Origin of the sequence: Streptomyces sp. NRRL S-37 (assembly GCF_000721605.1) — a bacterium.
Taxonomy (GTDB): Bacteria; Actinomycetota; Actinomycetes; order Streptomycetales; family Streptomycetaceae; genus Streptomyces.
Genome location: NZ_JOIZ01000007.1, coordinates 201,961 through 220,426, shown reverse-complemented (window position 1 = coordinate 220,426; position 18,466 = coordinate 201,961). Strand labels below are relative to the sequence as shown.

30 protein-coding genes are annotated in these 18,466 nt (G+C 68.5%); all 30 read right to left on the bottom strand.

The features are described 5' to 3' along the window. Positions 1-30: 30 nt before the first annotated feature. On the bottom strand, positions 31-144 hold the full coding sequence (gene rpmJ / locus IH50_RS0113935) for a 50S ribosomal protein L36 (RefSeq protein ID WP_003998809.1): 114 nt from the start codon (positions 142-144) through the stop codon (positions 31-33). 59 nt (positions 145-203) lie between these two features. Then, positions 204-425 carry a translation initiation factor IF-1 gene (gene infA, locus IH50_RS0113930; RefSeq protein WP_004927214.1) on the bottom strand — a complete coding sequence of 74 codons (222 nt, stop codon included), beginning with the start codon at positions 423-425 and terminating at the stop codon, positions 204-206. A gap of 267 nt (positions 426-692) precedes the next feature. Beyond that, positions 693-1,529, bottom strand: coding sequence for a type I methionyl aminopeptidase (gene map, locus IH50_RS0113925; RefSeq protein ID WP_030860997.1), 837 nt, complete (start codon positions 1,527-1,529; stop codon positions 693-695). Between the two features lie 229 nt (positions 1,530-1,758). Next, a complete protein-coding gene (locus tag IH50_RS0113920; RefSeq protein ID WP_030860995.1) occupies positions 1,759-2,412 on the bottom strand; it encodes an adenylate kinase in 654 nt (217 codons plus the stop codon). Further along, a complete protein-coding gene (gene secY, locus IH50_RS0113915; RefSeq protein WP_030860993.1) occupies positions 2,412-3,725 on the bottom strand; it encodes a preprotein translocase subunit SecY in 1,314 nt (437 codons plus the stop codon). The genes IH50_RS0113920 and secY overlap by 1 nt, the downstream gene beginning before the upstream one ends. 243 nt (positions 3,726-3,968) lie before the next feature. Beyond that, the gene (rplO, locus tag IH50_RS0113910; protein ID WP_006140897.1) at positions 3,969-4,424 is read right to left on the bottom strand and encodes a 50S ribosomal protein L15; all 456 of its coding nucleotides are present in this window, start codon (positions 4,422-4,424) and stop codon (positions 3,969-3,971) included. A 2-nt stretch (positions 4,425-4,426) separates the two neighbouring features. Then, entirely contained in the window at positions 4,427-4,609 is a 183-nt protein-coding gene (rpmD, locus tag IH50_RS0113905; RefSeq protein ID WP_004984515.1) for a 50S ribosomal protein L30, read from the bottom strand. A gap of 2 nt (positions 4,610-4,611) precedes the next feature. Beyond that, positions 4,612-5,217 carry a 30S ribosomal protein S5 gene (gene rpsE, locus IH50_RS0113900; RefSeq protein ID WP_030860989.1) on the bottom strand — a complete coding sequence of 202 codons (606 nt, stop codon included), beginning with the start codon at positions 5,215-5,217 and terminating at the stop codon, positions 4,612-4,614. A gap of 40 nt (positions 5,218-5,257) precedes the next feature. Then, positions 5,258-5,641, bottom strand: a complete 384-nt coding sequence (gene rplR / locus IH50_RS0113895; RefSeq protein WP_030860987.1) for a 50S ribosomal protein L18 — start codon at positions 5,639-5,641, stop codon at positions 5,258-5,260. 3 nt (positions 5,642-5,644) lie between these two features. Beyond that, the gene (gene rplF, locus IH50_RS0113890; RefSeq protein ID WP_030860985.1) at positions 5,645-6,184 is read right to left on the bottom strand and encodes a 50S ribosomal protein L6; all 540 of its coding nucleotides are present in this window, start codon (positions 6,182-6,184) and stop codon (positions 5,645-5,647) included. A gap of 24 nt (positions 6,185-6,208) precedes the next feature. Beyond that, positions 6,209-6,607, bottom strand: a complete 399-nt coding sequence (gene rpsH / locus IH50_RS0113885) for a 30S ribosomal protein S8 (protein ID WP_030831671.1) — start codon at positions 6,605-6,607, stop codon at positions 6,209-6,211. 213 nt (positions 6,608-6,820) lie between these two features. Beyond that, a complete protein-coding gene (locus IH50_RS0113880; protein ID WP_003948630.1) occupies positions 6,821-7,006 on the bottom strand; it encodes a type Z 30S ribosomal protein S14 in 186 nt (61 codons plus the stop codon). A 5-nt stretch (positions 7,007-7,011) separates the two neighbouring features. Continuing rightward, positions 7,012-7,569, bottom strand: a complete 558-nt coding sequence (rplE, locus tag IH50_RS0113875) for a 50S ribosomal protein L5 (RefSeq protein ID WP_030860981.1) — start codon at positions 7,567-7,569, stop codon at positions 7,012-7,014. Beyond that, entirely contained in the window at positions 7,569-7,892 is a 324-nt protein-coding gene (gene rplX, locus IH50_RS0113870) for a 50S ribosomal protein L24 (RefSeq protein ID WP_030860979.1), read from the bottom strand. The genes rplE and rplX overlap by 1 nt, the downstream gene beginning before the upstream one ends. A gap of 2 nt (positions 7,893-7,894) precedes the next feature. Continuing rightward, a complete protein-coding gene (rplN, locus tag IH50_RS0113865; RefSeq protein ID WP_030831680.1) occupies positions 7,895-8,263 on the bottom strand; it encodes a 50S ribosomal protein L14 in 369 nt (122 codons plus the stop codon). Positions 8,264-8,391: 128 nt separating this feature from the next. Then, positions 8,392-8,679: a 30S ribosomal protein S17 gene (rpsQ, locus tag IH50_RS0113860; protein WP_030860977.1), complete on the bottom strand. Its 288-nt coding sequence runs from the start codon at positions 8,677-8,679 to the stop codon at positions 8,392-8,394. Next, entirely contained in the window at positions 8,676-8,900 is a 225-nt protein-coding gene (rpmC, locus tag IH50_RS0113855; RefSeq protein ID WP_007494763.1) for a 50S ribosomal protein L29, read from the bottom strand. Before rpmC ends, rpsQ begins: the two co-directional genes overlap by 4 nt. Beyond that, the gene (gene rplP / locus IH50_RS0113850) at positions 8,900-9,319 is read right to left on the bottom strand and encodes a 50S ribosomal protein L16 (RefSeq protein ID WP_007443989.1); all 420 of its coding nucleotides are present in this window, start codon (positions 9,317-9,319) and stop codon (positions 8,900-8,902) included. Before rplP ends, rpmC begins: the two co-directional genes overlap by 1 nt. Positions 9,320-9,324: 5 nt before the next feature. Continuing rightward, positions 9,325-10,152 (bottom strand): 30S ribosomal protein S3, encoded by an 828-nt coding sequence (gene rpsC / locus IH50_RS0113845; protein ID WP_030860973.1) that lies wholly within the window; start codon positions 10,150-10,152, stop codon positions 9,325-9,327. Beyond that, complete coding sequence (rplV, locus tag IH50_RS0113840) at positions 10,152-10,499, bottom strand: 50S ribosomal protein L22 (protein WP_019329637.1); 348 nt, start codon at positions 10,497-10,499, stop codon at positions 10,152-10,154. Before rplV ends, rpsC begins: the two co-directional genes overlap by 1 nt. 43 nt (positions 10,500-10,542) lie before the next feature. Continuing rightward, positions 10,543-10,824, bottom strand: coding sequence for a 30S ribosomal protein S19 (gene rpsS / locus IH50_RS0113835; RefSeq protein WP_010036728.1), 282 nt, complete (start codon positions 10,822-10,824; stop codon positions 10,543-10,545). Positions 10,825-10,836: 12 nt separating this feature from the next. After that, the gene (rplB, locus tag IH50_RS0113830) at positions 10,837-11,673 is read right to left on the bottom strand and encodes a 50S ribosomal protein L2 (protein ID WP_004927281.1); all 837 of its coding nucleotides are present in this window, start codon (positions 11,671-11,673) and stop codon (positions 10,837-10,839) included. Positions 11,674-11,711: 38 nt separating this feature from the next. Then, positions 11,712-12,131, bottom strand: a complete 420-nt coding sequence (gene rplW, locus IH50_RS0113825; protein ID WP_030860969.1) for a 50S ribosomal protein L23 — start codon at positions 12,129-12,131, stop codon at positions 11,712-11,714. Beyond that, the gene (rplD, locus tag IH50_RS0113820; protein ID WP_030860967.1) at positions 12,131-12,790 is read right to left on the bottom strand and encodes a 50S ribosomal protein L4; all 660 of its coding nucleotides are present in this window, start codon (positions 12,788-12,790) and stop codon (positions 12,131-12,133) included. The genes rplW and rplD overlap by 1 nt, the downstream gene beginning before the upstream one ends. 8 nt (positions 12,791-12,798) lie before the next feature. Then, positions 12,799-13,443 (bottom strand): 50S ribosomal protein L3, encoded by a 645-nt coding sequence (rplC, locus tag IH50_RS0113815; protein ID WP_004927290.1) that lies wholly within the window; start codon positions 13,441-13,443, stop codon positions 12,799-12,801. Between the two features lie 17 nt (positions 13,444-13,460). Next, complete coding sequence (rpsJ, locus tag IH50_RS0113810) at positions 13,461-13,769, bottom strand: 30S ribosomal protein S10 (RefSeq protein WP_003948644.1); 309 nt, start codon at positions 13,767-13,769, stop codon at positions 13,461-13,463. Positions 13,770-14,318: 549 nt separating this feature from the next. Next, on the bottom strand, positions 14,319-15,935 hold the full coding sequence (locus IH50_RS0113805) for a VWA domain-containing protein (RefSeq protein WP_234328155.1): 1,617 nt from the start codon (positions 15,933-15,935) through the stop codon (positions 14,319-14,321). An 8-nt stretch (positions 15,936-15,943) separates the two neighbouring features. Further along, positions 15,944-17,143 carry an AAA family ATPase gene (locus IH50_RS0113800; protein WP_030860964.1) on the bottom strand — a complete coding sequence of 400 codons (1,200 nt, stop codon included), beginning with the start codon at positions 17,141-17,143 and terminating at the stop codon, positions 15,944-15,946. 220 nt (positions 17,144-17,363) lie between these two features. Further along, the gene (locus IH50_RS0113795; protein WP_030860962.1) at positions 17,364-17,573 is read right to left on the bottom strand and encodes a 4-oxalocrotonate tautomerase family protein; all 210 of its coding nucleotides are present in this window, start codon (positions 17,571-17,573) and stop codon (positions 17,364-17,366) included. Positions 17,574-17,629: 56 nt separating this feature from the next. Next, positions 17,630-18,400, bottom strand: a complete 771-nt coding sequence (locus IH50_RS0113790) for an SDR family oxidoreductase (protein WP_030860960.1) — start codon at positions 18,398-18,400, stop codon at positions 17,630-17,632. Positions 18,401-18,466 lie beyond the last annotated feature (66 nt).

Sequence of the window (18,466 nt, the reverse complement as noted above, 5' to 3'; positions counted from 1 at the left end):
GGAAGTCGCAGAGGGTCGATCGTGCTGCGGTCAGCCCTGGCGCTGCTTGTGGCGCGGGTTCTCGCAGATGACCATGACCCGGCCGTGACGGCGGATCACCCTGCACTTGTCGCAGATCTTCTTGACGCTCGGCTTGACCTTCATGGGTGTGAGGTTCTCCGGGTCAGTGCCATCACCCCGGCATGCCGGGGAGCGGGCAAGATCTACTTGTATCGGTAGACGATCCGGCCACGCGTCAGGTCGTACGGAGACAGCTCCACCACGACCCGGTCGTCAGGGAGGATGCGGATGTAGTGCATACGCATCTTGCCGCTGATGTGTGCCAGGACCTGGTGGCCGTTCTGGAGCTCGACCCTGAACATGGCGTTCGGAAGAGACTCGACGACAGTGCCCTCGATCTCGATGGCACCTTGCTTCTTGGCCACGCTTCGCCCTTCGAATCGACTACCTTGATCGACTCTGGCGTGCACCGTGTGTAGTACATGCAGGCATGCGGGTGCACAAGAGCCGACGAGTCAGTCTACGTCAGCGCACCCGGAAAAACGAATCGAGAGATCCTGCCCCACGCGGGAGATCCTTAACCGAGCGGAACGCGTCCCTTGACGCCGCTCGCGCGGACCCGGCGTCCGGGGCGCCTCACAGGCGCTCCGCGCAGCCGCACCGGCCGGCGGACCGCCTGTGGCCGGCGGCCGTCAGCCGAGCGGGTCCGGAGCCGCCGTGATGCCCATCTCCGCGAGCTTGGCCTTGCCGCCGTCGGGGGCGGTCAGGACCAGGGGGCCCTGCTCGGTGAGGGCGACCGAGTGCTCCCAGTGGGAGGACCAGGTGCCGTCGGTGGTGATGACCGTCCAGTCGTCGGAGAGGACCTTCGTCCTCGGGGTGCCCAGGGAGACCATCGGCTCGATGGCCAGGCAGAAGCCCGGGACCAGCTTGGGGCCCTTGCCCCGCTTGCGGTCGACGTAGTTCAGCAGGTGCGGGTCCATGTGCATCTCGGTGCCGATGCCGTGGCCGCCGTAGTCCTCGATGATCCCGTACTTGCCGCCGCCCGGCTTGGGCTGGCGGCGGATGTACGTCTCGACCGCGCGGGAGATGTCGACGAGCCGGTTGCCCTGCTTCATGGCCGCGATGCCGGCCCACATCGACTCCTCGGTCACCCGGGACAGCTCGACCAGCTCCGGGGAGTGGCCGGACCCGACGAACGCGGTGTACGCGGCGTCGCCGTGCCAGCCGTCGATGATCGCGCCGCAGTCGATGGAGATGATGTCGCCGTCCTTGAGGACGACGTCGTCGGAGGGGATGCCGTGGACGACGACGTCGTTCACCGAGGTGCAGATCGTCGCGGGGAAGCCGCCGTAGCCGAGGAAGTTCGGCTTGGCGTTGTGCTCCGCGAGCACCTTGCGGGCGACCTGGTCCAGATCCTTCGTCGTGGCCCCGGGCACGGCGGCCTCACGGGTGGCCGCGTGGATGGCGGCGACCACCAACCCCGCCTCACGCATCTTGGCGATCTGCTCAGGGCTCTTGATCTGCACCATGGGGACGACGGCCTTTCTGGACCGGGAAGGGACACGAACGCTATCCACGATAACCGCGGGCAATCGTGCCGCGGGGCGGCACGGGCGGGCGGTGGGGGTCCCCCCGCCCGAGCGCAGCCGGGAGCGGGGGAGGCACCCCGCGAAGGCCGGGCCGCGCGCACACCCCCGGCCAAGCCACAGCCGCGGCCCCTCACCCACAGGAACCGCGGCCATGACCGTCGTACAGGAACTACTCGCCGCTCTTCAGCGCCTCCAGCGCCCGCTCCGTGACCTCGTCGACGGGGCCCATCGCGGAGATGGTCACGACCAGCCCCTGCGCCCGGTAGTAGTCGATGATCGGCTCGGTCTGCGTGTGGTAGACCTCCAGCCGCGTCCGCACGGTGTCCTCGGAGTCGTCGTCCCGCTGGTACAGCTCACCACCGCAGACGTCGCAGACGCCCTCCTGCTTCGGCGGGCTGTACGTCACGTGGAACACGTGCGCGGACTCGTTGCGGCAGATCCGCCGCCCGGCGATCCGCTTGACGACCTCGTCCTCGGGGGCCTCCAGATCGAGGACCGCGTCCAGCTTGATGCCCTCGGTCTGCAGCAGCTCGTCCAGCGCCTCGGCCTGCGACACGTTGCGCGGGAAGCCGTCCAGCAGGAAGCCGCCCTCGGCGTCGGGCTGCTCCATACGGTCCTTGGCCATGGCGATGGTGACCTCGTCGGGGACGAGATTGCCCGCGTCCATGTAGGACTTCGCGAGCTTCCCCAGTTCGGTCTGCCGGCTGATGTTGGCGCGGAACAGGTCGCCTGTCGAAATGTGCGGGATGCGCAGTTTCTCGGCAAGGCGGGTGGCCTGCGTACCCTTACCGGCACCCGGCGGCCCGACGAGGACGATTCGCATCAGCGGAGGAACCCTTCGTAATTGCGCTGCTGGAGCTGGCTCTCGATCTGCCTCACCGTCTCGAGACCGACACCCACGATGATCAGGATGCTGGTCCCGCCGAACGGGAAGTTCTGGTTCGCCCCGAAACCAGCCAACGCCATTGTCGGCACGAGAGAGATCAGACCCAAGTACAGCGAACCCGGCCAGGTGATCCGGTTGAGTACGTAGCTGAGGTACTCAGCGGTCGGTCGGCCAGCCCGGATGCCCGGGATGAAGCCACCATACTTCTTCATGTTGTCGGCGACTTCCTCGGGGTTGAAGGAGATCGCCACGTAGAAGAAGGCGAAGAACACGATCAGGAGGAAGTACAGGACGATGTGCGCCGTGGCCGCGGGGTTGGCGAGGTTCGCCTCGACCCACGTCGCCCAGCCCGCCGTCGAGCTGGAGAACTGGACGATCAGCGCCGGGATGTACAGCAGCGACGCGGCGAAGATGACGGGGATGACGCCCGCCTGGTTCACCTTGAGCGGGATGTACGTCGACGTACCACCGTAGGAACGGCGGCCGACCATGCGCTTGGCGTACTGCACGGGGATCCGGCGCTGGGCCTGCTCCACGAAGACGACCAGGCCGACCATGACGAACCCGACGAGCATCACGGTGCCGAACTCGATCCAGCCGTCCGCGAGGCTGCCCTGCTCCTTGATGGCCCACAGGGCGGAGGGGAAGGTGGCGGCGATCGAGATGAACATCAGGATCGACATGCCGTTGCCGATGCCGCGGTCGGTGATGAGCTCACCGAGCCACATGACCACGGCCGTGCCGGCGGTCATGGTGATGACCATGGTGATGGTCACGAAGATCGACTGGTCCGGGACGATCTGGCTCGCGACCGGGCAGCCCTGGAACAGGGCGCCGCTGCGGGCGGTGGCCACCAGACCGGTGCCCTGGAGGATGGCCAGCGCCACCGTCAGATAACGGGTGTACTGCGTGATCTTCGCCGTACCGGACTGGCCCTCCTTCTTGAGGGCTTCCAGACGCGGGATCACCACGGTCAGCAGCTGCAGGATGATCGACGCGGTGATGTAGGGCATGATGCCCAGCGCGAAGATCGTGATCTGGAGCAGAGCCCCGCCGCTGAACATGTTGACCAGACCGAACAGACCCGAGTTGGCTTCGGCGTTGTCGATACAGGTCTGGACGTTGCGGTAGTCGACGCCCGGGATGGGAACGTTGGTACCGATCCGGTACACCACGATGATGCCGAGCGTGAAGAGCAGCTTCTTGCGCAGGTCGGGCGTCTTGAACGCCCGGGCGAACGCGGTGAGCACGGTGCCTCCTGCGACCCCCCGCGCATCTGCGTCAAGGGTGACGGTCTTGAGATTCCGACTAAGGACGAATACGTAACGGTCAACTGCCGCCCTGAGTGCCCGCGTGGGGCGCCCGAGGTCGGTGGGCAGCGCAGGCCACCTTACCGGCGACCATGCCGCCCTAGGAACGACCAACCGGGGATACCCCAAATGTGGGGTATCCCCGGTCGGGATCGCTCTACGTCATCGAGACACCTGAACGGGTCAGACGAGCTCGGTGACGGTACCGCCGGCGGCGGTGATCTTCTCCTTGGCGGAGCCGGAGACGGCGTCGACCGTCACCTGCAGCGCCACGGAGACCTCGCCCTGGCCGAGGACCTTGACGAGGCTGTTCTTGCGAACGGCGCCCTTGGCCACCAGGCCCTCGACGGTGACCTCGCCACCCTCGGGGTACAGCGCGGCCAGCTTGTCGAGGTTCACGACCTGGTACTCGGTCTTGAACGGGTTCTTGAAGCCCTTCAGCTTCGGGAGACGCATGTGGAGCGGCATCTGGCCACCCTCGAAGCGCTCCGGAACCTGGTAACGGGCCTTGGTGCCCTTCGTACCACGACCGGCCGTCTTACCCTTCGACGCCTCACCACGACCGACACGGGTCTTGGCGGTCTTGGCGCCGGGGGCGGGACGGAGGTTGTGGATCTTGAGCGGGTTGTTCTCCGCCATGATCAGTCGACCTCCTCGACCGTCACGAGGTGGCGGACGGTGTGCACCATGCCGCGGAACTCGGGGCGGTCCTCCTTGACGACCACGTCGTTGACCTTCTTCAGGCCGAGCGAACGCAGGGTGTCACGGTGGTTCTGCTTGCTGCCGATGTAGGACTTGACCTGCGTGATCTTGAGCTGCGCCATGATCACACACCCGCCCCGGCACGCGCACGGAGCAGAGCCGCGGGGGCGACGTCCTCGAGCGGCAGACCACGGCGGGCCGCGATCTCCTCGGGACGCTGCAGACCCTTGAGGGCCGCCACGGTCGCGTGCACGATGTTGATCGCGTTGTCGGAGCCGAGCGACTTCGACAGCACGTCGTGGATACCGGCGCACTCGAGCACGGCGCGCACCGGACCACCGGCGATCACACCGGTACCGGGCGACGCGGGCTTGAGCAGCACGACGCCGGCAGCCTTCTCACCCTGGATGGGGTGCGGGATGGTGCCCTGGATGCGGGGGACCTTGAAGAAGTGCTTCTTGGCCTCCTCAACGCCCTTGGCGATGGCGGCCGGCACCTCCTTGGCCTTGCCGTATCCGACACCCACGGTGCCGTCACCGTCGCCCACCACGACCAGCGCGGTGAAGCTGAAGCGACGACCACCCTTCACAACCTTGGCGACGCGGTTGATCGCGACGACGCGCTCAACGTACGCGGTCTTCTCGGCGGCAGCTGCGCCGCCGTCACGGCCCTTCCGGTCCCGCCGCTCGCCGCCACCGGCACCGCCACCGCGGCGCTGGGGTCCAGCCATTGGAATTACCTCTCTCTGTTTCCGCTAGCTCGGAACCGGCTCAGAACTTCAGGCCGGCTTCGCGGGCGGCGTCCGCCAGAGCGGCGATGCGCCCGGCGTACTGGTTACCACCACGGTCGAACACGACGGCCTCGACACCGGCGGCCTTGGCGCGCTCGGCGACCAGGGCGCCGACCTGCTTGGCCTGCGCGGACTTGTCGCCCTCGCCACCGCGGACCGACGCGTCCAGGGTGGACGCCGACGCCAGGGTGTGACCCTTCAGGTCGTCGATCACCTGCGCCACGATGTGGCGGTTGGAGCGGGTCACGACCAGACGGGGGCGCTCCGCGGTACCCGCGATCCGCTTGCGGATCCGGATGTGGCGGCGCTTGATCGCGGCGCGCTTGTAGGCGTCGCCCTTGAGGATCTTCTGCCCGTATGCCATGGCTTACTTACCCGCCTTTCCGACCTTGCGGCGGATGACTTCGCCCTCGTACTTGACGCCCTTGGCCTTGTACGGGTCGGGCTTGCGCAGCTTGCGGATGTTGGCCGCAACCTCGCCGACCTTCTGCTTGTCGATGCCCTCGACCGAGAAACGGGTCGGGGACTCCACCTTGAAGGTGATGCCCTCGGGGGCCTCGACGGTGATCGAGTGGCTGTAGCCGAGGGAGAACTCCAGGTTCGAACCCTTGGCGACAACGCGGTAACCGACACCGCTGATCTCGAGCTTCTTCACGTAACCCTGGGTCACGCCGGTGATCATGTTCGCCACCAGCGTGCGGGACAGGCCGTGCAGGGCCTTGCTCTGACGCTCGTCGTTGGGGCGGGTGACGTTCAGCACGCCGTCCTCACCCTTGGCGATCTCGATCGGCGCCACGACGGTGTGGGTCAGCGTGCCCTTGGGGCCCTTGACCGCGACCGTACGGCCGTCGATGGTGACGTCCACGCCGGCGGGAACCGCGATGGGGAGCTTGCCGATGCGCGACATAGCTGTTTCCTCCGTTCCCTTCCGCTACCAGACGTAGGCGAGGACTTCCCCACCCACGCCCTTCTTGCCGGCCTGCTTGTCGGTGAGGAGCCCGTGCGACGTGGAGATGATCGCCACGCCGAGGCCGCCCAGCACCTTCGGCAGGTTGGTGGACTTCGCGTACACCCGGAGACCGGGCTTGGAGATCCGCTTGATGCCCGCGATGGAGCGCTCACGGTTCGGGCCGAACTTCAGCTCGAGGACGAGGTTCTTGCCGACCTCGGCGTCCTCGGTCTTCCAGCCCGTGATGAAGCCCTCCTGCTGGAGGATCTCCGCGATGTGCGACTTGATCTTCGAGTGCGGCATCGCCACGGAGTCGTGGTACGCCGAGTTCGCGTTCCGCAGACGCGTAAGCATGTCTGCGATCGGATCAGTCATGGTCATGAATTGGCCTTCGGCCTCTCTCGCCGGGGTTTCCTGGTGCGCCATCCCTCTCCCCGATCCGAGACGGGACGGGTGCGGCGCGGTGGACCTACGGCGTAGTAAGTCGTCTGGGGCACGGCAGGTGCCCAACCCCGCAAGCCTAAGCCATGCGGAGCGGGCCTCCTGCCGTTCCCAATGCTTACCGAGAGCCCTGGGAGTCCGGAATTGCCCGGATTACCAGGAGCTCTTGGTCACGCCCGGCAGCTCGCCACGGTGAGCCATCTCACGAAGGCACACGCGGCACAGGCCGAACTTGCGGTACACGGAGTGCGGGCGGCCACAGCGCTGGCAGCGGGTGTAGCCACGCACACCGAACTTGGGCTTGCGAGCAGCCTTCGCGATCAGAGCCTTCTTCGCCATCTCGCTCACGCCTCCTTGAAGGGGAAGCCGAGGTGACGGAGAAGGGCGCGGCCCTCTTCGTCGTTGGTCGCCGTGGTCACCACGGTGATGTCCATACCCCGGGTGCGGTCGATCTTGTCCTGGTCGATCTCGTGGAACATGACCTGCTCCGTGAGACCGAAGGTGTAGTTGCCACGGCCGTCGAACTGCTTGGGGGACAGGCCGCGGAAGTCGCGGATGCGCGGCAGCGCGAGCGACAGGGTGCGGTCCAGGAACTCCCACATGCGGTCGCCACGGAGCGTGACGTGGGCACCGATCGGCTGGCCCTCGCGCAGCTTGAACTGCGCGATGGACTTGCGGGCCTTGGTGACGGCCGGCTTCTGACCGGTGATCGTGGTGAGGTCGCGGATGGCGCCCTCGATCAGCTTGGAGTCGCGGGCGGCGTCGCCCACACCCATGTTGACCACGATCTTGACGAGGCCGGGAACCTGCATGACGTTCTCGTAGGAGAACTGCTCGCGCAGCTTGCCCGCGATCTCCTCGCGGTACTTCGTCTTCAGACGCGGAGTGGTGGTGGTCGTCATCAGATGTCCTCACCCGTCCGCTTGGCAACGCGGATCTTGTTGCCTTCGTCGTCGAAGCGGTAACCGACGCGCGTGACGACCTTCTTGCCGTCCTTCTCCACGACCAGCTGGACGTTGGAGACGTGGACCGGGGCCTCGGTGGTCACGATGCCGCCGGCCTGCGAGCCGCCGGCGGTCGGGCCGGCCTTGGTGTGCTTCTTGACCCGGTTGACACCCTCGACCAGGACACGGTCCTCGCGGGGGTAGGCCGCGATGACCTTGCCCTGCTTGCCCTTGTCCTTGCCGGTGATGACCTGGACCAGGTCGCCCTTCTTGATCTTCATGCTCACAGCACCTCCGGCGCGAGGGAGATGATCTTCATGAACTTCTTCTCGCGCAGCTCACGGCCGACGGGGCCGAAGATACGGGTGCCGCGAGGGTCGCCGTCGTTCTTCAGAATGACGGCGGCGTTCTCGTCGAAGCGGATGTACGAGCCGTCCGGACGGCGGCGCTCCTTGACGGTGCGAACGATGACCGCCTTGACGACGTCACCCTTCTTCACGTTGCCACCGGGGATCGCGTCCTTGACGGTGGCGACGATGACGTCACCGATGCCCGCGTAGCGGCGACCGGAGCCACCGAGCACACGGATGCAGAGGACTTCCTTCGCACCCGTGTTGTCGGCGACACGCAGTCGCGACTCCTGCTGGATCACGTCTATCTCCTGTTTGTCTGCCGGTTCCCCGACGGGGTCGGTCGATCGACCCCGTCGGAGCCTGGCGGAACTGTCCTGCGAGGGATGCCCCGCGGGAACGTACTGGGGAATTCCCTTGCGGGAATTACCTACTTGGCCTTCTCGAGGATCTCGACGATGCGCCAGTGCTTCGTGGCGGACAGCGGCCGGGTCTCCATCAGGAGGACGCGGTCGCCGACGCCGGCGGAGTTCTGCTCGTCGTGGGCCTTGAGCTTGCTCGTGCTGCGGATGACCTTGCCGTACAGCGCGTGCTTCTTGCGGTCCTCGACAGCGACGACGACGGTCTTGTCCATCTTGTCGCTGACGACGATGCCCTCGCGGGTCTTGCGGTCGCCCCGAGCCTCGGTGTTCGTCTCAGTCACGTTGTTCTCGCTCATGCGTTCTCCACCGTCTCGATGCCCAGCTCGCGCTCGCGCATCAGGGTGTAGATCCGCGCGATGTCCTTACGGACGGCCTTCAGCCGACCGTGGTTCTCGAGCTGACCGGTCGCCGCCTGGAAGCGGAGGTTGAACAGCTCTTCCTTGGCCTCGCGGAGCTTCGCCAGAAGCTCCTCGTTGCCCAGCTCGCGCAGCTCGGACGCCTTGGTACCGGCCGACATCACGCTTCACCTGCCTCGCGCTTGACGATCCGGCACTTCATCGGCAGCTTGTGGGCCGCACGCGTCAGCGCCTCACGGGCGATCTTCTCGTTGGGGTAGGACAGCTCGAACATGACCCGGCCCGGGTGCACGTTCGCGATCCACCACTCCGGCGAACCCTTACCGGAACCCATGCGGGTCTCGGCCGGCTTCTTCGTGAGCGGGCGGTCCGGGTAGATGTTGATCCAGACCTTGCCGCCACGCTTGATGTGGCGGGTCATCGCGATACGGGCCGCCTCGATCTGGCGGTTGGTCACGTACGCCGGCGTGAGGGCCTGGATGCCGTACTCGCCGAACGCGACCGTCGTACCACCCTTGGCCATACCGCGGCGCTTCGGGTGGTGCTGCTTGCGGTGCTTGACCCTACGGGGGATCAGCATGTCGGTCAGGCCTCCGTTCCGGTGCTCTCAGCCGGAGCGGCAGCCGGAGCGTCGGCCTTGGGGGCCTCGGCAGCGGGAGCCTGCTGCGGCTTGCGGCCGCGACCGCCACGCTCGCCACCGCGGCCACCACGGGCCGGGCGGTCGGCGCCACCGCGGGCCGGGCGGTTACCCGCACGGGCAGCGGCGTTCTCGGCGCGGACCTCGGCGATGTTCTTGACGTCGCCCTTGTAGATCCAGACCTTCACGCCGATGCGGCCGAAGGTCGTCTTGGCCTCGAAGAAGCCGTAGTCCACGTTCGCGCGGAGCGTGTGCAGGGGCACACGGCCCTCGCGGTAGAACTCCGAGCGGGACATCTCGGCGCCACCGAGGCGGCCACCGCACTGGATCTTGATGCCCTTGGCGCCGGCCTTCATCGTGCCCTGCATGCTCTTGCGCATGGCGCGACGGAAGGAGACGCGGGAGGAGAGCTGCTCGGCGACGGCCTGGGCCACCAGCTGAGCGTCCGTCTCGGGGCTCTTGACCTCGAGGATGTTCAGCTGGACCTGCTTGCCGGTCAGCTTCTCCAGGTCACCGCGGATGCGGTCGGCCTCGGCGCCGCGGCGGCCGATGACGATGCCGGGACGGGCGGTGTGGATGTCCACACGCACGCGGTCACGGGTGCGCTCGATCTCCACCTTCGAGATGCCGGCGCGCTCCATGCCGGACGTCATCATCCGACGGATGGCGACGTCTTCCTTGACGTAGTCCTTGTACAGCTTGTCGGCGTACCAACGCGACTTGAAGTCGGTCGTGACACCGAGCCGGAACCCGTGCGGGTTTACCTTCTGGCCCATTACCGGGTTCCTTCCTTGCTGCTGACGACCACGGTGATGTGGCTGGTCCGCTTGCGGATCCGGTAGGCACGGCCCTGGGCGCGCGGACGGAACCGCTTCAGGGTCGGGCCCTCGTCGACGTACGCCTCGGAGATGTAGAGGCTGTCGGCGTCGGTGTGGTCGTAGTTGTGCGCGGCGTTGGCGATGGCGCTGTCCAGCACCTTGCCGACCGGCACGCTCGCGGCCTGCGGGGCGAAACGCAGGACCGCCTGAGCCTCCGTGGCGTCCATGCCACGGATGAGGTCCACCACGCGGCGGGCCTTCATGGGCGTGACGCGGATGTACCGCGCCTGGGCCCTGGCTTCCATGGTTGTCCCTTCAGTGTTTGTCATGGTCAATCCACCCCGCTGACTAGCGGCGCTTCGACTTCCGGTCGTCCTTGACGTGACCCCGGAAGGTGCGCGTCGGCGAGAACTCGCCGAGCTTGTGGCCGACCATGGACTCGGTGACAAACACCGGGATGTGGGTCTTGCCGTTGTGCACCGCGATCGTGTGGCCCAGCATCGCCGGGACGATCATCGAGCGACGGGACCAGGTCTTGATGACGTTCTTGGTACCGGCTTCGTTCTGCGCGTCCACCTTCTTGATCAGGTGGTCGTCGACGAAGGGTCCCTTCTTCAAGCTACGAGGCATCTCAACCCGTCCTTAGCGCTTCTTGTTCGTCTTGCGGCGGCGGACGATGTACTTGTTCGACGCCTTCTTGGGCGAACGAGTACGGCCTTCCTTCTTGCCCCACGGGGACACGGGGTGACGACCACCGGAGGTCCGGCCCTCACCACCACCGTGCGGGTGGTCCACCGGGTTCATGACCACACCACGGACGGTCGGGCGGACGCCCAGCCACCGCTTGCGGCCCGCCTTGCCCCAGTTGATGTTCGACTGCTCGGCGTTGCCGACCTCGCCGACCGTGGCGCGGCAGCGCTGGTCGACCAGGCGGATCTCTCCGGACGGCATGCGCAGGTGGGCCATCGAGCCCTCCTTCGCGAGCAGCTGCACGGAGGCACCGGCCGAGCGGGCGAACTTGGCGCCGCCACCGGGACGGAGCTCGATCGCGTGGATCGTGGTACCGACCGGGATGTTGCGGAGGGCCAGGTTGTTGCCCGGCTTGATGTCGGCCCCGGGACCGTTCTCGACGCGGTCGCCCTGCTGCAGGTTGCGCGGGGCGAGGATGTAGCGCTTCTCGCCGTCGGCGTAGTGCAGCAGCGCGATGCGCGCGGTGCGGTTGGGGTCGTACTCGATGTGCGCGACCTTCGCCGGCACGCCGTCCTTGTCGTGACGACGGAAGTCGATCACGCGGTAGGCGCGCTTGTGGCCACCGCCCTGGTGGCGGACGGTCACACGACCGGAATTGTTACGGCCGCCCTTGCTGTGCAGGGGACGGACCAGCGACTTCTCCGGCGTGGACCGCGTGACCTCGACGAAGTCGGCGACGCTGGAGCCACGACGGCCCGGAGTCGTCGGCTTGTACTTGCGGATACCCATTTCTCAGTCCTCGTCCGATATCGGACGATCCTGACCGCTTACGCGGTCGGACCGCCGAAGATGTCGATACGGTCGCCCTCGGCGAGGGTCACGATCGCGCGCTTGGTCGCCGCGCGCTGGCCGAAGCCGGTGCGGGTGCGCTTGCGCTTGCCGATGCGGTTGATCGTGTTGACCCCGGTGACCTTGACCTCGAAGACCGCCTGGACGGCCTGCTTGATCTGGGTCTTGTTCGCGCTGGGGTCGACGATGAACGTGTACTTGTTCTCGTCGATGAGCGCGTAGCTCTTCTCCGACACGACCGGCTTCAGCAGGACGTCACGGGGGTCCGTGTAGGCCTTGCTCGCCGGGGTGACGACGGTGTTCTTGCCTTCGGCCTCGTGGCGGCGTGCCTTGGCGACGCGCGCGGCCTTGGCCTTCTTGGCCGCCTTGGAGGCGATGGAGGGGTGACGGGCAGCCATCAGACCTCGCTCCCTTCGTTGTCGTTGGCCTTGTTCGGGCCGGCGACGAAGGACTCGAAAGCGGCCTTGGTGAAGACCACGTCGTCCGAGACGAGAACGTCGTACGTGTTCAGCTGGCCCGGCTCCAGGATGTGGACCTGGGGCAGGTTGCGGGCGGACAGCCACGCGGCCTCGTCGGCGCGGTCGACGACCAGGAGCAGGTTCTTGCGCTCCGAGATCTTGCCGAACAGCGACCTGGCGGCCTTCGTGGAGGGGGTCTCGCCCTCGATCACGCCGGAGACGACGTGAATGCGGTTGTGGCGCGCCCGGTCGGTGAGGGCGTGACGCAGGGCGGCAGCCTTCATCTTCTTGGGGGTGCGCTGGGAGTAGTCGCGCGGCACGGGACCGTGCACGACGCCACCACCGGCGAACTGCGGCGCGCGGGTCGAGCCCTGACGGGCGCGGCCGGTGCCCTTCTGGCGGTAGGGCTTCTTGCCACCGCCACGGACTTCGCCGCGGGTCTTGGTCTTGTGGGTGCCCTGGCGGGCGGCGGCCAGCTGCGCGACGACGACCTGGTGGATCAGCGGGATGCTGACCTTCTCAACGCCGAAGATCTCCGCGGGGAGCTCGACGGTACCGGCCTTGTCGCCCGCGGGCGAAAGGATGTCAACAGTGCTCATCGGTTACCTCAGGCCCCCTTGGCCGCGGTGCGGACCAGGACGAGGCCGCCGTTCGGACCGGGAACCGCGCCCTTGATGAGCAGCAGACCCTTCTCCGCGTCAACGGCGTGGACGGTCAGGTTCTGGGTGGTGACCCGCTCGTTGCCCATACGGCCCGCCATGCGCAGGCCCTTGAACACGCGACCCGGGGTGGCGCAGCCACCGATGGAACCGGGCGAGCGGTGCTTGCGCTGGGTGCCGTGTCCGGCGCCGAGGCCCTTGAAGTTGTGACGCTTCATGACACCGGCGAAGCCCTTGCCCTTGCTCTTGCCGGTGACGTCGACCTTCACGCCCGACTCGAAGACCTCAGCGGTGACTTCCTGGCCCAGCGTGTACTCGGAGGCGTCCGACGTGCGGATCTCGACGAGGTGACGACGGGGGGTGACGTCGGCCTTGGCGAAGTGGCCCTTGAGGGGCTTGTTCACCTTGCGCGGGTCGATCTCGCCGAAGGCGATCTGGACCGACTCGTAGCCGTCGACGTCGTTCGTGCGGACCTGGGTGACGACGTTGGGGCCGGCCTTGACGACGGTGACCGGAACAACACGGTTGTTCTCGTCCCACACCTGCGTCATGCCGAGCTTCTCGCCCAGGATGCCCTTGATCTGCTTAGCCATTCTCAGATCACCGGCCTTCAGAGCTTGATCTCGATGTCGACACCGGCCGGGAGGTCGAGTCGCATCAGAGAGTCAACGGTCTTGGGGGTCGGGTCGAGGATGTCGATCAGGCGCTTGTGCGTGCGCATCTCGAAGTGCTCGCGCGAGTCCTTGTACTTGTGCGGCGACTTGATGACGCAGTACACGTTCTTCTCAGTGGGCAGCGGCACCGGGCCCGCGACCGACGCACCAGTGCGGGTCACCGTCTCGACGATCTTCTTCGCCGAGGAGTCGATGACCTCGTGGTCGTAGGCCTTGAGCCGGATGCGGATCTTCTGTCCCGCCATGGCTACTTCGTAGTCCTGTCTCTCTTTACGCTCCGGAACCCGATGTTCCAGGGCTCGTCCTCCGACCCACGCGGTCGGGTGTGTCGCACTCCCGTCGACATGAATGTCCCTTGTCCGAACATCCCTGCGGGATTGACACGGCCCTACCAGAACCGCGGACCGGGGGCGAAAGGCCCACCGGGCGCCTGGCCGGTGCCGCGCTCCGCTTCCCGGAAGATTCCCGTACGTCCGCCCCTGATCAGGGACGACGAGTACTGTGGGACTCGCTTCCGGTCCTCCCGGCGGGAGGCGCGCAGCATCAACACTCGACCGAGCAACTCGGACAGTCTGCCACACGGGGACCGGGGCTGGCCAATCGAGCGGAAGACATTACCCCGAAGGTGACGCGGATCAAACGCCCGCCGGGACGGTTCCCGCGCCGCGCGGCACCGGCGCTCCCCCCTGTCCCTCATCGGGAGCAGAGCTCGCCGTCGCCGGCTCCCGCCACCCCGGCGACGCCCTGGCCGCCGAACGCGGGGAACGGGCCCGCGTCCGGCCGGCTCCTGACCATCAGATCACGCGGAAGAGGTCGGCGGTGCCGTGGACGTCGGTGAGGTCCTCGATGAGGCGGAGGTTGTCGCACAGGGCCTCCAGGACCGAGTCGGCCGCGGCGGCGCGCGGGGCGCCGATGACCAGGCCGAAGACCCGGAAGCCGAGCCGGTGCCGGGTCTCGTTCCAGGCGCGCGTCCACTGCTCGGTGACGCCGCAGTCGTCGTCGGTGATCATCACGATGTCGCCGCGCATGCGGGCGGTGTCGTCGAACTCCGCCTCCAGCAGTTCGGCCGCCGCCGACAGCGGGGTCTGGTAGCTGGTGCCGCCGCCGAGGAAGGTCTCGGCGAAGTCGACGGTCCGCTCGACGGGGGCCGGCTCGTCCGCCGGGAAGCGGAAGACCTGGAGCCTGCCGGGGCCGGAGAACAGGATGCCGACGAAGTCGCGTCCGGCGGCGCGGGCCTGGTCGAGCAGGGCCAGGGCGCACGCCTTGGACCAGGCCTCCCGGGTGATCCCGCCGGGCCCCTCCTCGTACATGGAGTGCGAGGTGTCCACGCAGGCGATGATCGCGCCCCGGCCGGTGGCCTGCTCGCCCCGGCTGTCGTAGAGCATCAGTTCCCCGGCGGCGTAGCGGGCGGCGAACACCGCGCGCAGCTCGGGCAGGCCGAGGTGGGCCAGTTCGGAGGGGATGACGCGGGAGAGGTCGTCGCCGAGGGTGACGCCGACCAGTTCCCCGGTGGCGTTCTCCACCTTGCGGGCGCGCTCGCCGCTCGCCATCTGCCGGAACCGGCCGATCAGGTCGGCCCATTCGGCGAGGCGGCCGGTGCGCAGCCGTTCGGCGAGGCGGGCGCGTTCGGCGAACGGCATCCGCTCCAGTGCGCCGGATCCGACTCCCCACGCCCGCATCAGCGCGGCCTCCCGCCGGACAGTCTCCGCGGCCCGCGCCGTCGCGCTTCGTGCGGTGGCGCGGATTCCGGGGACGGCCGTCGCGGCGGCCAGGGCGGCCTGCCGTGCCGCGGCCGCGGCCGCCTCGGCCGCCTCTGCGGTCTCGATCGCCCGGCGTACGGCGTCGGCGGCCCGCGCGGCGCCGGTCTCGTCGGCCTCGTCGGCGGCTTCCTCGGCGGCCTCCTGGAGCGTCTCGTCCACGGCGGTCGCCGCCGTCTCGGCGGCCCGCTGGGCCCGCCGCGCCCGCTCGCCCCGCTCCTGCGCGTCCCGGGCGCGTTCCAGCAGCCCGCGCAGGGCGGCGGCCTGGGCGAGGACGGCCATGGCAGCGGCGTAGGGGTCGCCGGCCGTCTCCTGGCGCAGTCCGGCGAACTCCGGTGACTCCATCAGGGCGGTCATGATCCGGTGGTTGACCAGCCGGGAGGGGTCCATCGCGGCCGGTTCGCGCAGCTTGGGGCCGGTCTTGTACGCGGCCAGGAACACGTCGGTGAGGAGGTCGGCGGTGTGGTGGCCGTGGCGGTCGTGGTGGTCGCCCAGCTCCGCCGCCAGATCGCGCAGGGCGGCCGACTGCTCGTAGGTGTCGTGCCAGGTGACGCGGTCGAACCGGTCCGCGACCACGGCGGCGGTGTGCCGTTCGGGGGCGGGGGCGGCGGTCCGGGCGAGCCATGCCCCGGCCCTGGTCGCGAGCTCGTCCACGGTGCCCCTCAGAGCTGCGTCTGCACCATGCTCGCGTCCACGCCGAGGGCCTCGGTGAGGACGCGGGCGCGGACGGCGCGCTGACGGCCGGCGACCCGGTCGATGGCGGTGGTCGAGCGGCCGGCGCCCACCGCCTCGGCCCTCAGTTCCTCCAGCCGTCTGCCGGCCGTGGCGAGCTGGTGGTGCGCCTTCTTGATGACCCACTCGCTCAGCGCCTCGCGGGACTGTCCGGCCATGGCGTCGAGCTGGGCCTCCAGTTCGTCGATGGTGTCGGCCAGGTCGAGCGCCTCCTTGGCGTCGGGGTTGACCAGGTGCAACACCTCGCGTTCGACGGTCGGGCGCTGGGCCGGGGAGTCCCACAGCACATGGGTCAGCACCGGCAGGTCGGTCTCGGCGACCGCCGTACGGCCGTCGAGGTAGGCGGAGGCCTGGAGCAGGCCGACCGCCTGCCGCCAGCGGCGGTCGGAGGCGACGAGTTCCTTGCGGCGCAGGGCGGCCCGCAGGGTGCACACCGCGTCGACGATCGCGTCGGGGACGTCCACGGCCGGTACGGCGTCGGTCACGGCGTGCCGCAGCGCGCCCAGCCCGATGGTCGTCCGGGCCGGGGCGGCCGGGCGGTGGACGGCGGAACGGACGAGCGCGGCGAAGTTGGAGGGGTCCTCCAGGTAACCGACCTCGATCCGCACCAGCAACCGGTCGTAGATCGCGGCCGAGTCCTCTCCGCTGGGGAGTTCGTTGCTGGCGGTGATGGCCCCGATGAGGGGGCAGCGGATCGGTTCGCCGCCGTTCTCGGGGTGGTAGATCCGCTCGTTGAGGTAGCCGAGGGTCTCGTTCAGGGCCGCCGTGGAGCATTTGAAGATCTCGTCGATGAACGCGACGTGGGCGGTGGTGGCGCGGCCTTCGTAGACCTGGCGGTACTCGCCCCGGGCGAGCGCGGCGACGTCGATGGGGCCGAACATCCGCGTCGGCGCGGTGAACTTCGACAGCAGGATCTCCCAGTAGGCGGCGCCCTCGATCCGGCCCGTGAGCTCGCGCGCCATCTCGGACTTCGCCGTCCCGGGCGGTCCGAGCAGCAGCGAGTGCTGCCCGGCCAGCAGGGTCACCAGCAGCGTCCGTACGACGTCGGCGCGTTCGTAGAACCGCTCCGACAGCTCGTCGCCGATCGCCCGCAGTCGTCCGGCCGTGTCCTCGGCGGTCAGCGCCTCCATGTGGCGGGCCATGACGCCGGTGTCCCCCTTCGGTCGGCGTGTTCGATCATCTGTTCCGACATCGTGCCATCGAGGGGACCGTGCGTGTGACGGAATCCGGCTCGTACGGTTCCGCGCCTTCCGGCGGGGATCCACGAGGGGACGCCCCTCGGGGACGCGGGACCGTACCGGCGTGCGGCTGCCGCCGCGTCCGCCGTCCGCCGGAGCCGGCGGTGTCCGCTCAGGCGGTGCCGTTCAGCATCGCGGCCGTGAGGACGTTGCCGGCGACGCCCCAGCCGCCGTCGGGGACCTCCTCGACGAGGACGACGGTGGTGGGGCGGGCCCGTTCCCCGTAGATCTCCGCGTAGAGGTCGGTGGTGCGCTCGACGAGCTTCTTCTTGTCCTCGGCGGTGAGGGTGCCCGCGGGGACCTTGAACTGGGCGAAAGGCATGGGTGTCTCCTGTCGGGGGGTACTGGTGGGTGCGTTGTCGTGCTGTCGTGCCGTCGTCAGACCATGCCGCCGTTGGCCCGCAGGATCTGGCCGTTCACCCAGTGCCCGGCGGGGCTGCCGAGGAAGGCGACCACGGCGGCGATGTCGTCCGGCGTGCCCAGCCGCTCCAGCGGCGGCGTCCTGGCCAGCCGGTCGATCTGCTCGGGGCTCTTGCCGGTGAGGAACAGGTCCGTGGCCGTCGGGCCGGGGGCCACGGTGTTCACGGTGACGTCCCTGCCGCGCAGCTCGCGTGCCAGGATCAGCGTCATCGCCTCCACCGCGCCCTTGCTCGCCGCGTACGCGCCGTAGGAGGGGAACTGCGTGCCCACCACGGAGGTCGAGAACCCCACGAACGAGCCTCCCGTCCGCACGCGCCGCGCGGCCTGCTGGGCGACCACGAAGGTGCCGCGGACGTTGGTGCGGTACATGGCGTCGAGCGCCGCCAGGTCCAGGTCGGCGACGGGCGACAGGGTCATCCGCCCGGCCGCGTTCACGACCACGTCGACGCCGCCGAACTCCGCCTCCGCCCGGTCGAACAGCGCGGCGACCTCCTTCTCCTCCGCCACGTCCGCCTGGACGGCGATCGCCCGGCCGCCGGCCTCGGTGATCGCCGCCACCGTCTCGTCGGCGGCCGCGGCGTCGCGGGCGTAGTTCACGACGACGGCCAGGCCGTCCTCGGCGAGTTTCCGCGAGACCGCGCGGCCGATGCCGCGGGATCCGCCGGTGACGACGGCGACCCGTGCGGTCTCCGGTGCGGGCGTGTGCTGGTGCTCGTTGTCCGTGGTCATGCCTCCACGATGCGCCGGGCCGGCCGGCGTATCCAGGGGATGCCGTCCCCTGGGTCACCGGCCCCG

What these genes read in the sequence shown, in the direction of transcription:
- rplP (WP_007443989.1), bottom strand. Translation starts at nt 9,319, where the DNA reads ATGCTGATCCCCCGTAGGGTCAAGCACCGCAAGCAGCACCACCCGAAG.
- rplE (WP_030860981.1), bottom strand. Translation starts at nt 7,569, where the DNA reads ATGACGACCACCACCACTCCGCGTCTGAAGACGAAGTACCGCGAGGAG.
- rplR (WP_030860987.1), bottom strand. Translation starts at nt 5,641, where the DNA reads ATGGCATACGGGCAGAAGATCCTCAAGGGCGACGCCTACAAGCGCGCC.
- IH50_RS0113920 (WP_030860995.1), bottom strand. Translation starts at nt 2,412, where the DNA reads ATGCGAATCGTCCTCGTCGGGCCGCCGGGTGCCGGTAAGGGTACGCAG.
- rplC (WP_004927290.1), bottom strand. Translation starts at nt 13,443, where the DNA reads ATGGCTAAGCAGATCAAGGGCATCCTGGGCGAGAAGCTCGGCATGACG.
- rpmJ (WP_003998809.1), bottom strand. Translation starts at nt 144, where the DNA reads ATGAAGGTCAAGCCGAGCGTCAAGAAGATCTGCGACAAGTGCAGGGTG.
- map (WP_030860997.1), bottom strand. Translation starts at nt 1,529, where the DNA reads ATGGTGCAGATCAAGAGCCCTGAGCAGATCGCCAAGATGCGTGAGGCG.
- rpsH (WP_030831671.1), bottom strand. Translation starts at nt 6,607, where the DNA reads ATGACCATGACTGATCCGATCGCAGACATGCTTACGCGTCTGCGGAAC.
- rplD (WP_030860967.1), bottom strand. Translation starts at nt 12,790, where the DNA reads ATGAGCACTGTTGACATCCTTTCGCCCGCGGGCGACAAGGCCGGTACC.
- IH50_RS0113790 (WP_030860960.1), bottom strand. Translation starts at nt 18,400, where the DNA reads ATGACCACGGACAACGAGCACCAGCACACGCCCGCACCGGAGACCGCA.
- IH50_RS0113800 (WP_030860964.1), bottom strand. Translation starts at nt 17,143, where the DNA reads ATGGAGGCGCTGACCGCCGAGGACACGGCCGGACGACTGCGGGCGATC.
- rpmD (WP_004984515.1), bottom strand. Translation starts at nt 4,609, where the DNA reads ATGGCGCAGCTCAAGATCACGCAGGTCAAGTCCTACATCGGCAGCAAG.
- rplW (WP_030860969.1), bottom strand. Translation starts at nt 12,131, where the DNA reads ATGGCTGCCCGTCACCCCTCCATCGCCTCCAAGGCGGCCAAGAAGGCC.
- IH50_RS0113795 (WP_030860962.1), bottom strand. Translation starts at nt 17,573, where the DNA reads ATGCCTTTCGCCCAGTTCAAGGTCCCCGCGGGCACCCTCACCGCCGAG.
- rpsE (WP_030860989.1), bottom strand. Translation starts at nt 5,217, where the DNA reads ATGGCTGGACCCCAGCGCCGCGGTGGCGGTGCCGGTGGCGGCGAGCGG.
- rplF (WP_030860985.1), bottom strand. Translation starts at nt 6,184, where the DNA reads ATGTCGCGCATCGGCAAGCTCCCCATCGCGGTTCCCGCCGGCGTGGAC.
- IH50_RS0113880 (WP_003948630.1), bottom strand. Translation starts at nt 7,006, where the DNA reads ATGGCGAAGAAGGCTCTGATCGCGAAGGCTGCTCGCAAGCCCAAGTTC.
- rplX (WP_030860979.1), bottom strand. Translation starts at nt 7,892, where the DNA reads ATGAAGATCAAGAAGGGCGACCTGGTCCAGGTCATCACCGGCAAGGAC.
- rplO (WP_006140897.1), bottom strand. Translation starts at nt 4,424, where the DNA reads ATGGCGGAGAACAACCCGCTCAAGATCCACAACCTCCGTCCCGCCCCC.
- rplB (WP_004927281.1), bottom strand. Translation starts at nt 11,673, where the DNA reads ATGGGTATCCGCAAGTACAAGCCGACGACTCCGGGCCGTCGTGGCTCC.
- rpsS (WP_010036728.1), bottom strand. Translation starts at nt 10,824, where the DNA reads ATGCCTCGTAGCTTGAAGAAGGGACCCTTCGTCGACGACCACCTGATC.
- rpsJ (WP_003948644.1), bottom strand. Translation starts at nt 13,769, where the DNA reads ATGGCGGGACAGAAGATCCGCATCCGGCTCAAGGCCTACGACCACGAG.
- rpmC (WP_007494763.1), bottom strand. Translation starts at nt 8,900, where the DNA reads ATGTCGGCCGGTACCAAGGCGTCCGAGCTGCGCGAGCTGGGCAACGAG.
- rpsQ (WP_030860977.1), bottom strand. Translation starts at nt 8,679, where the DNA reads ATGAGCGAGAACAACGTGACTGAGACGAACACCGAGGCTCGGGGCGAC.
- rplV (WP_019329637.1), bottom strand. Translation starts at nt 10,499, where the DNA reads ATGGAAGCCAGGGCCCAGGCGCGGTACATCCGCGTCACGCCCATGAAG.
- rpsC (WP_030860973.1), bottom strand. Translation starts at nt 10,152, where the DNA reads ATGGGCCAGAAGGTAAACCCGCACGGGTTCCGGCTCGGTGTCACGACC.